At 58.8% G+C, this 14225-nt stretch carries 15 protein-coding genes; 8 read left to right on the top strand and 7 right to left on the bottom strand.

What is annotated here, in order from left to right:
* Positions 1 to 56 precede the first annotated feature (56 nt).
* A complete protein-coding gene (locus tag VSQ83_RS19650; protein WP_133076394.1) occupies positions 57 to 959 on the top strand; it encodes a TIGR01777 family oxidoreductase in 903 nt (300 codons plus the stop codon).
* 13 nt (positions 960 to 972) lie between these two features.
* Positions 973 to 1998 (top strand): ferrochelatase, encoded by a 1026-nt coding sequence (hemH, locus tag VSQ83_RS19645; RefSeq protein WP_133076393.1) that lies wholly within the window; start codon positions 973 to 975, stop codon positions 1996 to 1998.
* An 80-nt stretch (positions 1999 to 2078) separates the two neighbouring features.
* On the opposite strand, the gene VSQ83_RS19640 is transcribed toward hemH, so the two are convergent.
* Both VSQ83_RS19640 and upp read right to left on the bottom strand, forming a co-directional pair.
* Positions 2079 to 3353 carry a uracil-xanthine permease family protein gene (locus tag VSQ83_RS19640; RefSeq protein ID WP_133076392.1) on the bottom strand — a complete coding sequence of 425 codons (1275 nt, stop codon included), beginning with the start codon at positions 3351 to 3353 and terminating at the stop codon, positions 2079 to 2081.
* A gap of 1 nt (position 3354) precedes the next feature.
* Positions 3355 to 3993 (bottom strand): uracil phosphoribosyltransferase, encoded by a 639-nt coding sequence (gene upp / locus VSQ83_RS19635; RefSeq protein ID WP_133076391.1) that lies wholly within the window; start codon positions 3991 to 3993, stop codon positions 3355 to 3357.
* Positions 3994 to 4158: 165 nt separating this feature from the next.
* Between upp and VSQ83_RS19630 the strand changes: the two genes are divergently transcribed.
* Positions 4159 to 4716: a hypoxanthine-guanine phosphoribosyltransferase gene (locus VSQ83_RS19630; RefSeq protein ID WP_133076390.1), complete on the top strand. Its 558-nt coding sequence runs from the start codon at positions 4159 to 4161 to the stop codon at positions 4714 to 4716.
* 65 nt (positions 4717 to 4781) lie between these two features.
* On the top strand, positions 4782 to 5729 hold the full coding sequence (locus tag VSQ83_RS19625) for an AEC family transporter (protein WP_326427351.1): 948 nt from the start codon (positions 4782 to 4784) through the stop codon (positions 5727 to 5729).
* Here VSQ83_RS19625 and VSQ83_RS19620 read toward each other — a convergent pair.
* The 5 genes from VSQ83_RS19620 to gatC form a co-directional block, all read right to left on the bottom strand.
* A complete protein-coding gene (locus tag VSQ83_RS19620; RefSeq protein WP_326427737.1) occupies positions 5720 to 6760 on the bottom strand; it encodes a calcium/sodium antiporter in 1041 nt (346 codons plus the stop codon). The two genes, VSQ83_RS19625 and VSQ83_RS19620, sit on opposite strands and share 10 nt — an antisense overlap.
* 50 nt (positions 6761 to 6810) lie before the next feature.
* Positions 6811 to 7182 carry a septal ring lytic transglycosylase RlpA family protein gene (locus VSQ83_RS19615; protein WP_133076388.1) on the bottom strand — a complete coding sequence of 124 codons (372 nt, stop codon included), beginning with the start codon at positions 7180 to 7182 and terminating at the stop codon, positions 6811 to 6813.
* Positions 7183 to 7360: 178 nt separating this feature from the next.
* Positions 7361 to 8806, bottom strand: a complete 1446-nt coding sequence (gene gatB, locus VSQ83_RS19610; RefSeq protein ID WP_133076387.1) for an Asp-tRNA(Asn)/Glu-tRNA(Gln) amidotransferase subunit GatB — start codon at positions 8804 to 8806, stop codon at positions 7361 to 7363.
* Between the two features lie 10 nt (positions 8807 to 8816).
* On the bottom strand, positions 8817 to 10268 hold the full coding sequence (gene gatA / locus VSQ83_RS19605; protein WP_133076386.1) for an Asp-tRNA(Asn)/Glu-tRNA(Gln) amidotransferase subunit GatA: 1452 nt from the start codon (positions 10266 to 10268) through the stop codon (positions 8817 to 8819).
* Between the two features lie 14 nt (positions 10269 to 10282).
* Complete coding sequence (gatC, locus tag VSQ83_RS19600; RefSeq protein ID WP_019825066.1) at positions 10283 to 10570, bottom strand: Asp-tRNA(Asn)/Glu-tRNA(Gln) amidotransferase subunit GatC; 288 nt, start codon at positions 10568 to 10570, stop codon at positions 10283 to 10285.
* A 210-nt stretch (positions 10571 to 10780) separates the two neighbouring features.
* On the opposite strand from gatC, the gene mreB reads away from it, so the two are divergent.
* The 4 genes from mreB (at position 10781) to VSQ83_RS19580 (ending at position 14192) form a co-directional block, all read left to right on the top strand.
* Complete coding sequence (gene mreB / locus VSQ83_RS19595) at positions 10781 to 11818, top strand: rod shape-determining protein MreB (protein ID WP_003439856.1); 1038 nt, start codon at positions 10781 to 10783, stop codon at positions 11816 to 11818.
* Between the two features lie 143 nt (positions 11819 to 11961).
* Entirely contained in the window at positions 11962 to 13047 is a 1086-nt protein-coding gene (mreC, locus tag VSQ83_RS19590) for a rod shape-determining protein MreC (protein WP_133076385.1), read from the top strand.
* Complete coding sequence (gene mreD, locus VSQ83_RS19585; RefSeq protein WP_019825061.1) at positions 13047 to 13535, top strand: rod shape-determining protein MreD; 489 nt, start codon at positions 13047 to 13049, stop codon at positions 13533 to 13535. The genes mreC and mreD overlap by 1 nt, the downstream gene beginning before the upstream one ends.
* Positions 13536 to 13586: 51 nt before the next feature.
* Entirely contained in the window at positions 13587 to 14192 is a 606-nt protein-coding gene (locus VSQ83_RS19580) for a Maf family protein (RefSeq protein WP_133076384.1), read from the top strand.
* Positions 14193 to 14225 lie beyond the last annotated feature (33 nt).

The following is a 14225-nucleotide window of genomic DNA, read 5'->3' as shown; positions in this document are numbered from 1 at the left end:
TCTTACAGTAAAAATAGACCAGTGCTCCCGATAAAACTCCTTGCGAGGATCAACTCATGCACATATTGCTGACCGGCGGTACAGGCTTGATAGGGCGTCAGCTCTGTCGTCACTGGCTGGCGCAAGGCCACCGCCTTAGTGTGTGGAGTCGGCGCCCTGAGCAAGTGGCCCGATTGTGCGGTGCTCAGGTCAAGGGTGTTGCCCTGCTTGAGGAACTCGGGCAGGAACCGATTGATGCCGTGGTCAATCTGGCAGGTGCGCCCATCGCCGATCGTCCCTGGACGCGCGGGCGCAAGGCTCTGCTGTGGAGCAGTCGCATTACCCTGACCGAAACCCTGGTGGCCTGGCTTGAAAGCCGGGATCAAAGGCCGTCGGTGCTGGTGTCCGGTTCGGCCGTTGGCTGGTACGGCGACGGTGGCGAGCGTGAGCTGACCGAGGACTCACCGCCAGTCAGCGAAGATTTTGCCAGCCACTTGTGCATTGCCTGGGAAGAAACCGCGCAGCGGGCGCAGGCCTTGGGCATTCGAGTGGTGCTGGTGCGCACGGGACTGGTACTGGCAGCTGAAGGCGGCTTTTTGTCGCGCCTGTTGTTGCCTTTCAAGCTGGCGCTGGGCGGGCCGATAGGCAATGGTCGGCAGTGGATGCCGTGGATTCATATCAAGGATCAAATTGCCCTGATTGATTTTCTTGTGCATGAGAATGCCGCCAGCGGTCCTTATAATGCCTGCGCGCCACACCCGGTACGCAATGCCGACTTCGCCAGGACCTTGGGCAGCGTGTTGCACCGTCCGGCATTTATGCCCATGCCCGCATTTGTACTGCGCGTGTTGCTGGGCGAGATGTCCGGTTTGTTACTGGGTGGCCAGCGGGCTATGCCTGCAAAGTTGCTGGCTGCCGGTTTTACTTTTCAGTTCACCGATTTGCGTGCGGCACTTGATGATGTCGCCGCCCGCCTCTGAAATAGGAAGTTGCATGACCGACCACGCGTTGTTGCTGGTTAACCTGGGTTCGCCGGCGTCTACTTCGGTAGCGGATGTACGCAGTTACTTGAACCAGTTTTTGATGGATCCGTACGTCATCGACTTGCCGTGGCCGGTACGGCGCTTGCTGGTGTCGTTGATCCTGGTCAAGCGTCCTGAGCAGTCGGCCCACGCGTATGCCTCGATCTGGTGGGACGAGGGTTCGCCACTGGTGGTACTCAGTCGTCGCCTGCAGCAGGCGATGACCAAAGAGTGGACCCAGGGCCCGGTCGAACTGGCCATGCGTTACGGCGAGCCGTCGATTGAAACCGTGCTCACCCGTCTGGCGTCGCAGGGCATCAAGAAAGTCACGCTGGCACCGCTTTATCCGCAGTTCGCTGACAGCACCGTGACCACGGTGATTGAAGAAGCCAAGCGCGTGGTCAAGGCCAAAAAATTGCCGATGCAGTTTTCGATTGTGCAGCCCTTCTATGACCAGCCCGAGTACCTCGATGCGCTGGTGGCTAGCGCCCGGCCGCATCTGGAGCAGGATTACGATCACCTGCTGCTCAGCTTTCACGGTTTGCCCGAGCGGCATTTGCACAAGCTGGACCCGACCGGCAATCACTGCTTCAAGAATGAAGACTGCTGCCAGAATGCTTCGCCTGCAGTTTTGCAAACCTGTTATCGAGCGCAGTGTTTGCGTTCTGCCCAGGCTTTTGCCGAGCGTATGGGGTTGCCTGAAGGCAAGTGGTCGGTGGCGTTCCAGTCCCGTTTGGGCCGGGCCAAGTGGATCGAACCCTACACGGAGGCGCGTCTTGATGCGTTGGCCAAGCAGGGGGTGAAGAAGATTCTGGTGATGTGCCCGGCGTTTGTGGCTGATTGCATTGAAACGCTGGAAGAGATCGGTGATCGCGGGCGCGAGCAGTTTATCGAGGCGGGGGGCGAAGAGTTGGTGCTGGTGCCGTGTCTCAATGACAACCCGCAATGGGCGCAGGCGTTGAACACTTTGTGTGAAAGGGCGCCGCTGGCGCTTTAGAAAAACCCCTGTGGGAACGGGCTTGCTCGCGATGCAGGTGATGCAATCGCGAGCAAGCCCGCTCCCATAGGGATTACAGGTCAGATGACGGGGCCGTCACCTTTCTTGTGTTTCCAGCTGTCGTTGCCCGGCAGGATCAGGTTCAGCGCAATCGCCACAATGGCGCACAACGCGATGCCTTTAAGACCGAAGTCCTCAGGCCCCATACCAGTACCGATCAGCACGCCGCCAATCCCGAAGACCAGAGTCACCGACACGATCACCAGGTTGCGTGCTTCGCTCAGGTCGACCTGATGGCGGATCAGTGTGTTCATGCCCACGGCTGCAATCGAACCGAACAGCAGGCACAGAATCCCGCCCATTACAGGGACCGGAATGCTTTGCAGCAGTGCGCCGAACTTACCGACAAATGCCAGGCTGATGGCGAAAATCGCTGCCCAGGTCATGATTTTCGGGTTGTAGTTCTTGGTCAGCATCACTGCGCCAGTCACTTCGGCGTAGGTGGTGTTGGGTGGTCCGCCCAGCATGCCGGCAGCGGTGGTGGCGATACCGTCACCGAACAGCGTGCGGTGCAGGCCCGGCTTTTTCAGGTAGTCGCGACCGGTCACGCTGCCTACGGCAATCACGCCGCCGATATGTTCAATGGCCGGAGCAAGCGCTACGGGGACGATAAATAGAATCGCCTGCCAGTTGAACTCGGGGGCAGTGAAGTGCGGCATGGCGAACCACGGCGCTGCGGCGATCTTGGCGGTGTCGACGACGCCGAAGTAAAACGCCATGCCAAACCCGACCAGCACACCGGCGATGATGGGCACCAGACGGAAAATCCCTTTACCGAATACAGCCACGATCAAGGTGGTCAGCAGCGCTGGCATCGAGATCATCATGGCCGTCTGATAGTGAATCAGCTCGGTGCCATCTTCAGCGCGGCCCATGGCCATGTGCGCTGCAATGGGCGCCATCGCCAGGCCAATCGAGATAATCACCGGACCGATCACCACAGGTGGCAACAAGCGGTCGATGAACCCGGTGCCCTTGAGCTTCACCGCGAAACCGAGAAAGGTATACACAAAACCGGCTGCCATGACGCCGCCCATGGTCGCTGCAAGGCCGAACTGCCCTTTGGCGAGAATGATCGGGGTAATGAAAGCGAAACTCGAAGCCAGAAAGACCGGCACCTGGCGCCGGGTCACGATCTGGAACAGCAGAGTCCCGAGACCCGCCGTGAACAGCGCAACGTTGGGGTCGAGGCCGGTAATCAATGGCATCAACACCAACGCGCCAAACGCCACGAAGAGCATCTGCGCGCCAGAAATTATCTGGCGCCAGAGCGGGTCGTTGAACTCGTCCTGCATGTTAAATGTCCTTTTGCTTGGTGCCGAAGATCTTGTCGCCGGCATCGCCCAAGCCCGGGATGATGTAGCCGTGCTCGTTCAAACGCTCATCAATGGAGGCGGTGTAGATGGTCACGTCCGGGTGAGCGGCTTCAACAGCAGCAATCCCTTCTGGCGCAGCAACCAGCACCATGGCGCGGATTTCCTTGCAGCCGGCTTTTTTCAGCAGATCAATGGTGGCAACCATCGAAGAGCCGGTGGCCAGCATCGGGTCGATAATCATCGCCAGACGCTCGTTGATTTCCGGAACCAGTTTTTCCAGGTAGGTGTGGGCCTGGAGGGTTTCTTCGTTGCGGGCAATACCGACAGCGCTGACTTTGGCGCCCGGGATCAGGCTCAGAACACCTTCCAGCATGCCGATACCGGCGCGCAGGATCGGTACGACGGTAATTTTCTTACCGGCGATTTTTTCAACTTGAACAGTGCCGCACCAGCCTTCGATATCGTAGGTTTCGAGGGTCAGGTCACTGGTGGCTTCATAGGTCAGCAAAGCGCCGACTTCCTGAGCGAGCTCACGGAAATTCTTCGTGCTAATGTCAGCGCGACGCATGAGGCCGAGTTTATGACGGATTAGCGGATGGCGTATCTCGCGGATAGGCATAGGGAAAAACTCCGGGGGGCAGGCAAAAAAACCGGCCTAGATTAATCTAATCCGGGGTGATGTCCTACAGACATTACTGCACGTTAGTCCATAAATGCTTGATCTGAGCCATGCGGATGCGTACCTTTGCCCGCTTTTCTTGCACAACCCCCCCTGGAGAGCGTCATGTCTGCTGATCTCGAGCATATCCGTCAAATCATGCGAGAGGCTGACTGCCTGTACACCGAAGCCGAAGTCGAAGAGGCAATTGCCCGCGTTGGTGCGCAAATCACGGCAGAAATGGCCGAGACCAATCCAGTGGTTTTTTGTGTGATGAACGGTGGCCTGATTTTTTCCGGCAAGCTGCTCACCCATCTGAAATTCCCGCTTGAAGCGTCGTACCTGCACGCTACGCGCTATCGCAATGAAACCACTGGCGGCGACCTGTTCTGGAAAGCCAAGCCAGAAGTATCGTTCATCGACCGTCACGTGTTGATCATCGACGACATCCTCGACGAGGGGCACACCCTTAGCGCGATCGTAGAGTTCTGCAAGCACGCCGGTGCCCGTCAGGTGCACACCGCGGTATTGATCGACAAGGACCATGACCGCAAGGCGCGTCCGGACTTGAAGGCCAACTACGTCGGCTTGCCGTGCATTGACCGTTATATCTTCGGCTATGGTATGGACTACAAAGGCTACTGGCGTAATGCCGCCGGCATTTATGCCGTTAAAGGTATGTAACAAAGGACGTTGAGGCTTTCTTCAAGAAGGCCTCAACCCGGTTCTACCTCCATGAGTGTGCTGACATGCTGGCTATTTTCCTTCAGACGCTCACGATAACCGCCCCCGTGTTTGCCATGCTGTTTCTAGGCGTGGTGCTCAAGCGCGTGGGCTGGATCAATGACAACTTTATCCACACAGCGTCGGCACTGGTGTTTAACGTCACCATGCCGGCGTTGTTGTTTCTGGGCATTTTGCATGCCGATCTCAGGGCGGCCCTGCAGCCCAAGGTGCTGGCTTATTTCGTGCTGGCAACCCTTGCAGGGTTTGCGTTTGCCTGGGGTTGGTCGATCTGGCGCTGCCCCCGTGAAGACCGTGGGGTCTACACCCAGGGCGCCTTTCGCGGCAATAACGGGGTCATTGGCCTGGCTCTCGCGGCCAGCATGTACGGCGACTACGGGATTTCATTGGGCGCCGTACTCGCAGGCCTGGTGATCCTGTTCTACAACACGCTGTCGACTATCGTGCTGGCGGTGTACAGCCCGGTGATCAAGTCCGATCCGTGGAGCATCTGCAAAAGTGTGGTCAAGAACCCGCTGATCATCAGCGTGCTGGCTGCGGTGCCGTTTGCGGTATTCAAGATCAGCCTGCCCGGTTGGTTGCAAGCGTCTGGCGAATACCTGGCCGCAATGACCTTGCCCCTGGCGCTGATTTGCATCGGTGGCACGCTGTCGCTGGCAAGCCTGCGTAAAAGTGGCGACAGGGCGCTGAGTGCAAGTCTGGTGAAAATGGTCAGTTTGCCGCTACTGACAACTCTGGGGGCTTGGTTGTGTGGCTTTCGCGGGCCGGAATTGGGGATTTTGTTCCTTTATTTCGCCAGCCCGACGGCCGCTGCCAGTTATGTCATGGTACGTGCGGCCAACGGTAATCACGAATTGGCGGCCGCAATTATTGTGATCACCACCTTGATGGCGGCCATCACGACCAATATCGGGATATTTGTATTGCAGTGGGGCGGCTGGATCTATTGCTGACGGCGCCACGCGCGCAGGGTACTGAACAGCAGAAACACCAGCAGCGCCGGCAAGATGAAAAACAGCATCAGGTGTTCAAGCTTGCCGGCCAAGGGCATGCCGATGGTGAAGGACACTACATGCAGCCCATAGGCCAGGTATAAACCCAGAAACAGCAACCCTTCAGCACGGGTGACGCGGTACCCCGCGTAGAACACGGGCAGACACAGCGCCGCCACACCCAGCATCACCGGCAAGTCGAACGCCAGCGCGTTGGGCGATACCGACAAGGGCGCTGGAGCGACCAGAGCCGTCAGGCCTAGTACCCCCAGCAAGCTGAAAACATTGCTACCAATCACATTGCCGACAGCGATTTCGCGCTGGCCGCGAAAGGCTGCGATCAGTGACGTGGCCAGTTCCGGCAGTGAAGTGCTGACCGCAATGATGGTCAGCCCGATAATCCGCTCTGATAGCCCAAGCTCAGTGGCAACCGTGACTGCCGCGCCGAGCAGCAGGTGCCCGGCCGCCCCGAGCAGGATCAGGGCCAACAGCATTAACGCGATGTTGTGCAGCCATGGGGTGTGTGGCTGTGCGTGGCTGTTGTGATGGTGGCCGCTTTGACGCGATTGGCGCAGCAGCAGGGCCAGGTAGATCATCAGGCCGCACAACAGGACAACACCGTCCAGGCGATCGAGCTGTTTGTTGAGTGCCAGGGCAAACACCAGTGCGCTGGCGAGGATCATCAGGGGAATGTCCAGGCGTACCAGTTGACGGGATACGCGCAGGGGAATGATCAGCGCCGACAGCCCCAGGGTGACCAGGATGTTGAATATATTGCTGCCGATCACACTGCCTACGGCAATGTCCGAGGTGTCATTGAGCGCGGCCTGCAGGCTGACAGTCATCTGTGGGGCGCTGCTGCCCAATGCGACCACGGTCAAGCCGATCAGCAGCGGGCGCACCTTCATGTTGGCAGCCATGCGTACGGCGCAGCGCACCAGCAATTCGGCCCCTGCGATCAGCATGACGAGGCCGCAGAGCAATTGCAGCAGGTTCCATGGTGACAGCGCGCTCAAGCCCAAAATGGCGGCAACTCCCTCAATTAATCACTCAAGCCCTGAACCCGGACTTTGGCTGTGCCGCTGCGCAGCATATCCAGTTGCTGGGCGGCCTTGCGCGAAACGTCTATCAGGCGTCCGCGGGTATGGGGGCCGCGATCGTTGATGCGCAGCACCACAGATTTGTCGTTGCTCAGATTGGTGACCAGCACCCGCGTCCCGAAAGGCAGGGCGGGGTGGGCGGCGGTAAGGGCATTCTGGTCGAATGGTTCACCGCTGGCGGTTCGCTTGCCGTGATGGCGAGCACCGTAATAAGAGGCAATGCCTGTTTTGTCATAGCCACGGGGGTCTATGTCATGGCTGGCGCAGCCTGCGAGCAAGCTGAGCAGGGCGCAAGCGCCGAGTAGCCGCTTCATGGGGGAATCCTTATGTTGCTTGAAAAGCGATTCGCGTAGCAGCTGCCGAAGGCTGCGTTCGATTGCGAAGCGATCGTAAAGTCAGAAAATGCGGTTCAACTCTTGAACCGCAACCTCTGGTTTTACGACGGCTACGCCGCCGGACGCAGCCTGCGGCAGCTGCTACGAGTTTTGTGGCTTAGCCTTCGAGCTTGCTCTTGAGCAGTTCGTTGACCTGTTGCGGGTTGGCTTTGCCTTTGGAGGCTTTCATCGCCTGGCCCACGAAGAAGCCGAACATCTTGCCGCGCTTGGCTTCGTCTGCCGCACGGTATTGCTCGACCTGCTCTGCGTTGGCCGCCAGCATTTCATCCAGCACCTTTTCAATGGCGCCGCTGTCGGTCACTTGCTTGAGGCCGCGCTTTTCGATGACTTCGTCTGCGTTGCCCTCACCATTGGCCATCGCTTCCAGCACAACCTTGGCGATTTTGCCGGAGATGGTGTTGTCTTTGATGCGCTGCAGCATGCCGCCCAATTGCTCTGCGCTGACCGGCGACTGGTCGATATCCAGGCCTTGTTTGTTGAGCAGGCTGCCCAACTCGACCATCACCCAGTTGGCCGCCAGCTTGGCATCGCCACTGATGCTCACGACCTTTTCGAAGTAGTCCGCTTGCTCGCGGCTCGAAGCCAATACGCTGGCGTCGTAGGCCGACAGGCCGAACTGCGACTGGAAGCGTTCGCGCTTTTGCGGCGGCAGTTCCGGCAGCGTGGCGCGCACCTCTTCGATAAACGAATCTTCGATCACCACTGGCAGCAGGTCAGGATCGGGGAAGTAACGGTAGTCGTTGGCTTCCTCCTTGCTGCGCATGGCGCGGGTTTCGTCCTTGTTCGGGTCGTACAGGCGGGTTTGCTGAATGACCTTGCCGCCGTCTTCGATCAGCTCGATCTGGCGTTGTACTTCGCTGTTGATCGCCTTCTCGATAAAGCGGAACGAGTTGACGTTCTTGATCTCGCAGCGAGTCCCGAACTCGGCCTGGCCGACCGGGCGGATCGATACGTTGCAGTCGCAGCGCAGGGAGCCTTCAGCCATGTTGCCGTCGCAAATGCCCAGGTAACGCACCAGAGCGTGCATCGCCTTGACGTAGGCCACGGCCTCTTTGGCGCTGCGCATGTCCGGCTCGGAAACGATTTCTAGCAACGGCGTGCCGGCACGGTTCAAGTCGATGCCGGTGGAACCGCTGAAGTCTTCGTGCAGGCTTTTGCCTGCGTCTTCTTCCAGGTGGGCACGGGTAATGCCGACACGTTTGACGGTGCCGTCTTCCAGGGTGATGTCCAGGTGGCCCTTGCCGACAATCGGCAGTTCCATCTGGCTGATCTGGTAGCCCTTGGGCAGGTCCGGGTAGAAGTAGTTCTTGCGGGCGAACACGTTGTGCTGAACGATTTCGGCGTCAACGGCTACGCCGAACATGACCGCCATGCGCACGGCTTCCTGGTTCAGCACCGGCAGTACGCCGGGCATGCCCAGGTCAACCAGGCTGGCCTGGGTGTTCGGTTCTGCGCCAAAGGTGGTGGCGCTACCGGAGAAAATCTTCGATTGGGTGGCGAGCTGGGAGTGAATTTCCAGCCCGATCACAACTTCCCATTGCATATGTTTCTCCTCAGAAGCCGGCAGGTGAGCGCGTGTGCCAGTCAGTGTTGAGCTGATACTGGTGAGCGACGTTGAGCAGGCGGCCTTCCTGGAAGTAAGGCGCAAGCAATTGCACGCCTACTGGCAAGCCATCGACAAAACCGGCTGGCATCGACAGGCCTGGCAGGCCGGCGAGGTTGGCGGTGATGGTGTAGACGTCTTCCAGATAGGCCGAAACCGGATCGCTGTTTTTAGCGCCGATTTTCCAGGCCGGGTTAGGCGTGGTCGGGCCGAGGATGATGTCGACTTCGTTGAACGCGGTCATGAAGTCATTTTTGATCAGGCGACGGATTTTTTGCGCTTGCAGGTAGTAAGCGTCGTAGTAACCCGCCGACAGGGCGTAGGCACCGACCAGAATCCGGCGCTGTACTTCCGGGCCAAAGCCTTCGGCGCGCGAGCGCTTGTACAGGTCGGTGAGGTCTTTCGGGTCTTCGCAGCGATGGCCGAAGCGCACGCCGTCAAAACGCGACAGGTTGGACGAAGCTTCTGCTGGCGCGATCACGTAGTACGCAGGAATAGCGTGCTGCATGTTCGGCAGGCTGATGGGCTTGATCACGGCACCGAGCTTTTCAAGCTCCTTGACGCTGTTGTGGACCAGTTCGGCAATGCGCGCGTCCAGGCCTTCGCTGAAGAACTCTTTAGGCACGCCGATGCGCAGGCCTTGCAGCGAACCATTGAGGCTGGCGCTGAAGTCCGGTACGGGTTCGTCGATGCTGGTGGAGTCTTGCGGGTCGAAACCTGCCATGCCTTGCAGCAGGATGGCGCAGTCTTCGGCGGTGCGAGCCAATGGGCCGCCCTGATCGAGACTGGAGGCGTAAGCGATCATGCCCCAACGCGAAACACGACCGTATGTCGGTTTCAGGCCGGTGAGGTTGGTCAGGGCTGCCGGCTGTCGGATAGATCCGCCCGTGTCGGTGCCGGTCGCAGCGGGGAGCAGACGAGCGGCAACAGCGGCTGCCGAACCGCCCGAAGAACCGCCCGGTACGTGCTCGAGGTTCCACGGGTTTTTGACCGCGCCGTAGTAGCTCGACTCGTTGGCCGACCCCATGGCGAATTCGTCCATGTTGGTCTTGCCCAGGGTCACGGTGCCGGCAGCGGCAAGCTTGGCAACCACGGTGGCGTCGTACGGAGCCTTGAAGTTGTCGAGCATTTTGGAGGCGCAGCTGGTGCGTACGCCCTGGGTGCAGAACAGGTCCTTGTGACCGATCGGCGCGCCCAGCAGGGCACCGGTTTCACCGTTGGCGCGACGTGCGTCAGCGGCCTTGGCCTGCTCTAGGGCAAGGTCTTCGGTGAGTGTGATGAAACTGTTGAGCTGAGGATCGAGCTGGGCGATACGCGCCAGCAGGGTCTTGGTCAGCTCTTCGGAAGAAAACTTTTTATCGGCGAGTCCGCGGGCGATCTCGGCCAGAGTCAATTGATGCATGCAGGCTCTTTCCTTTACTCGATGACTTTCGGAACCAGATAGAGGCCGTTTTCGACCGCTGGAGCGATGGACTGATAAGCCTCGCGATGATTGCTTTCAGTCACGACGTCTGCACGCAAGCGCTGGCTGGCTTCCAGAGGGTGGGCCATAGGCTCGATACCTGTGGTGTCGACAGCCTGCATCTGATCAATTAGCCCCAAAATGCTGTTAAGGGCTTCGGTGGTGCGTGGAATATCGGCATCATTGAGACCAAGGCGGGCCAAATGAGCGATTTTTTCCACGTCGGAGCGGTCTAGCGCCATGGGATTCTCCAGTGGAAAACAGGACGGATGCTATCCGTGTGTTAGATTGTCGGAACACTACCGCATTTCTACGGTCATATGGCCGCGATTGTGGGAGTTGGTGCTCAGAAAAGCGCCCAATTTAACATATTGGCGCCTTGCCCAAAATCCCTGTCGTTGTTAGAGTTTGCCGCACTTTTTTACCCACGCGTTGCCTAGGGTCCCTTTCCCATGTTCAAGAAACTGCGTGGCATGTTTTCCAGCGATCTTTCCATCGACCTGGGCACTGCCAACACCCTTATTTACGTGCGTGAGCGCGGTATCGTCCTGAATGAGCCATCGGTTGTGGCTATTCGGACACACGGTAACCAGAAAAGTGTCGTTGCCGTCGGCACCGAGGCCAAGCGCATGCTTGGCCGTACACCGGGCAACATTGCTGCCATTCGTCCGATGAAGGACGGCGTTATTGCCGATTTCAGCGTTTGCGAAAAAATGCTGCAGTACTTCATCAACAAGGTGCATGAAAACAGCTTCCTGCAACCTAGCCCACGCGTACTGATTTGCGTCCCGTGCAAGTCGACTCAGGTAGAGCGTCGCGCCATTCGTGAATCGGCACTCGGCGCGGGCGCCCGTGAAGTGTTCCTGATCGAAGAACCAATGGCTGCTGCCATCGGTGCCGGCTTGCCGGTTGAAGAAGCACGCGGCTCGATGGTTGTCGATATCGGTGGTGGTACCACTGAAATCGCGCTGATCTCCCTCAACGGTGTGGTGTATGCCGAATCCGTACGGGTTGGCGGCGACCGCTTCGACGAAGCGATCATCACTTATGTGCGTCGTAACTACGGCAGCCTGATCGGTGAATCGACGGCCGAGCGTATCAAGACCGAAATCGGTACGGCTTTCCCGGGTGGCGAAGTACGTGAAGTCGACGTGCGCGGCCGTAACCTGGCAGAAGGTGTCCCACGTGCCTTCACCCTGAACTCCAATGAAGTGCTTGAGGCTCTGCAAGAGTCGCTGGCAACCATCGTTCAGGCTGTGAAAAGCGCGCTGGAGCAGTCTCCGCCAGAGCTGGCTTCGGACATCGCCGAGCGTGGCCTGGTACTGACCGGTGGTGGCGCCTTGCTGCGTGACCTCGACAAGTTGCTGGCTCAGGAAACCGGCCTGCCGGTCATCGTTGCCGAAGACCCGCTGACCTGCGTTGCGCGTGGCGGTGGCCGTGCGCTGGAAATGATGGATAAACACACAATGGACCTGCTCTCCAGCGAATAAGATCGCGTGGTGCAGTCCTATGGTTATCACCAAAAGGTAGCACTTTGCAGTGCTGCCTTTTGGCGTTTATCTTCTGTCAATCTTCATCCAGGCCGCTTGAAGCCGTATGAATAAATTGAACACTTACCCGGGAGGAGCGGCCTATTAAACCGCTCTTTTCCAAAGGCCCATCATTGGGCGTGCGCTTTCTGGTGCTGGTCGTGCTATCCGTCACGCTGATGGTAGTGGACGCTCGCTTCACGTTGCTCAAGCCTGTGCGCAGTCAAATGTCGCTGGTGCTGATGCAGTCCTACTGGATTACCGATTTGCCGCAGCGATTGTGGCAGGGCGTGGCCAGTCAGTTCGGCAGCCGCACCGAGCTTGTGGCTGAAAACGAGAAACTCAAAACCGAAAACCTTCTGCTTCAAGGCCGCATGCAAAAGCTGGCCGCCTTGACCGAGCAGAACGTTCGCCTGCGCGAGCTGTTGAACTCCTCTGCGCTGGTCAACGAAAAGGTGGAAGTGGCCGAGTTGATCGGCATGGACCCTAACCCCTTTACCCATCGCATCATCATCAACAAGGGTGAGCGCGACGGCGTGGTGCTGGGTCAGCCAGTGCTCGACGCACGGGGCTTGATGGGGCAGGTGGTTGAGTTGATGCCCTACACCTCCCGTGTACTGTTGCTCACCGATACCACCCACAGCATTCCGGTGCAGGTAAACCGTAATGGCCTGCGTGCAATTGCCAGCGGTACGGGGAACCCCGAGCGCCTGGAACTGCGCCATGTGGCCGACACTGCGGATATCAAAGTGGGCGACCTGCTGGTCAGCTCGGGCCTGGGGCAGCGCTTCCCGGCCGGTTATCCAGTGGCAACGGTCAAGGAAGTCATCCACGACTCGGGTCAGCCGTTCGCCATTGTGCGTGCGGTTCCCACGGCGGCATTGAATCGCAGTCGCTACCTGCTGCTGGTGTTCAGCGATAGCCGAACTCCGGAAGAGCGGGCCAACGATGCGGCCAAGGCCCAGGAAGCCGAGCAAAACGGTGAAGCGCCAGCGATCGTTCCGACCACAGTGCCCAAGCCGACAGTGCCTGCGCCAGCCGCTGCACCCGCTGCAGCGCCAGCTACACCTGCCGCGCCTGCGGCGGTGGCCGCTGACCCCAAGGCCGTGAAAAAACCTGCGCCAGTTGCAACCCCAGCCGCAGCCAGAACGCCTGCCACTGCGCCGGCCACTACTCGGGAGAGGCAATAATGGCGAATACGCGTTCGAGTAATGGCTGGTTGATCTGGCTGACGTTTGCCATCGGCCTGTTGCTCAGCATTTCACCGATGCCCCAGTTCATGGAAATCCTGCGTCCGCTGTGGCTGGCGCTGTTGCTGGCTTTTTGGGCCTTATACATGCCGCACAAAGTGGGTATGGTTACAGCGTTTTGCCTGGGACTGGCCGAAGATGTGCTGTACGGCACGTTGCTGGGGCAGAATGCACTGACCCTGACCCTGATCACCTTCCTGGTACTGTCGCTTCAACAGCGCCTGAGGGTGTTCCCGATGTGGCAGCAATGCCTGGTGCTTCTGGTGATTTTCGGTCTGGCCCAGCTTGCCCAGTTGTGGCTCAGTGCCTTGACCGGCAACCGACAGCCGACCCTGGCGCTGGTCTTGCCCGCGTTGGTCAGCGCCCTGTTGTGGCCCTGGATCAGTTATGGACTTCGTGGGCTGTGCCGACGTTTTAAAATCAATTAATTGGATACGAGCCATTTCCTGGTTTGTGCACTTCGACAGGGAGATGTCTTGATGACTTCGCTTTATCTGGCCTCTGGCTCACCGCGCCGACGCGAGTTACTGACTCAGATCGGCGTGCCGTTCAAAACGGTCAGCGCGGCCATCGATGAAACTCCCTTTCAAAATGAACCCCCTGTGGCCTACGTCGAGCGCCTGGCGCGCGAAAAGGCCCAGGCTGGGCGCCAGCAACTCCTGACAACAGCGGCGGACAGCACTTTTTGCGTGCTGGGGGCCGACACCGCCGTGGTCCTGGATGGCTGCATTCTTGGCAAACCAATCGACGAGGCCGATGCCTTGGCTATGCTCATGGCGCTGTCTGGCCGGGAGCATGAAGTGTTGACCGCCATCGCAATCATTGATGCCGATCGCTGTGAAACCCGTGTGGTCAGCAGCCAGGTACGCTTTCGCAATATCAGCAAACAAGAAGCCAGCCTGTATTGGGCCAGCGGTGAGCCGCAGGATAAAGCCGGTGGCTACGCCATTCAGGGGTTGGCCGCAGTGTTTGTAGCGGGGCTCAATGGCAGTTATTCCGCCGTTGTGGGCTTGCCTGTGTGCGAAACCGCAGAACTGCTCGGGCATTTCGGCATACCCTGTTGGCAAAACCTTACCGTGCGCTGAATACCGCACCTACGAGACGTGGCACTACTGTGA

Origin of the sequence: Pseudomonas sp. DSV-1 (genome assembly GCF_035830915.1) — a bacterium.
Classification (GTDB): Bacteria; Pseudomonadota; Gammaproteobacteria; order Pseudomonadales; family Pseudomonadaceae; genus Aquipseudomonas.
Note: the sequence above shows the minus strand (reverse complement) of the source record. Positions and strands in the feature narration are given on the sequence as shown.

What these genes read in the sequence shown, in the direction of transcription:
- VSQ83_RS19650 (WP_133076394.1), top strand. Translation starts at nt 57, where the DNA reads ATGCACATATTGCTGACCGGCGGTACAGGCTTGATAGGGCGTCAGCTC.
- hemH (WP_133076393.1), top strand. Translation starts at nt 973, where the DNA reads ATGACCGACCACGCGTTGTTGCTGGTTAACCTGGGTTCGCCGGCGTCT.
- VSQ83_RS19640 (WP_133076392.1), bottom strand. Translation starts at nt 3,353, where the DNA reads ATGCAGGACGAGTTCAACGACCCGCTCTGGCGCCAGATAATTTCTGGC.
- upp (WP_133076391.1), bottom strand. Translation starts at nt 3,993, where the DNA reads ATGCCTATCCGCGAGATACGCCATCCGCTAATCCGTCATAAACTCGGC.
- VSQ83_RS19630 (WP_133076390.1), top strand. Translation starts at nt 4,159, where the DNA reads ATGTCTGCTGATCTCGAGCATATCCGTCAAATCATGCGAGAGGCTGAC.
- VSQ83_RS19625 (WP_326427351.1), top strand. Translation starts at nt 4,782, where the DNA reads ATGCTGGCTATTTTCCTTCAGACGCTCACGATAACCGCCCCCGTGTTT.
- VSQ83_RS19615 (WP_133076388.1), bottom strand. Translation starts at nt 7,182, where the DNA reads ATGAAGCGGCTACTCGGCGCTTGCGCCCTGCTCAGCTTGCTCGCAGGC.
- gatB (WP_133076387.1), bottom strand. Translation starts at nt 8,806, where the DNA reads ATGCAATGGGAAGTTGTGATCGGGCTGGAAATTCACTCCCAGCTCGCC.
- gatA (WP_133076386.1), bottom strand. Translation starts at nt 10,268, where the DNA reads ATGCATCAATTGACTCTGGCCGAGATCGCCCGCGGACTCGCCGATAAA.
- gatC (WP_019825066.1), bottom strand. Translation starts at nt 10,570, where the DNA reads ATGGCGCTAGACCGCTCCGACGTGGAAAAAATCGCTCATTTGGCCCGC.
- mreB (WP_003439856.1), top strand. Translation starts at nt 10,781, where the DNA reads ATGTTCAAGAAACTGCGTGGCATGTTTTCCAGCGATCTTTCCATCGAC.
- mreD (WP_019825061.1), top strand. Translation starts at nt 13,047, where the DNA reads ATGGCGAATACGCGTTCGAGTAATGGCTGGTTGATCTGGCTGACGTTT.
- VSQ83_RS19580 (WP_133076384.1), top strand. Translation starts at nt 13,587, where the DNA reads ATGACTTCGCTTTATCTGGCCTCTGGCTCACCGCGCCGACGCGAGTTA.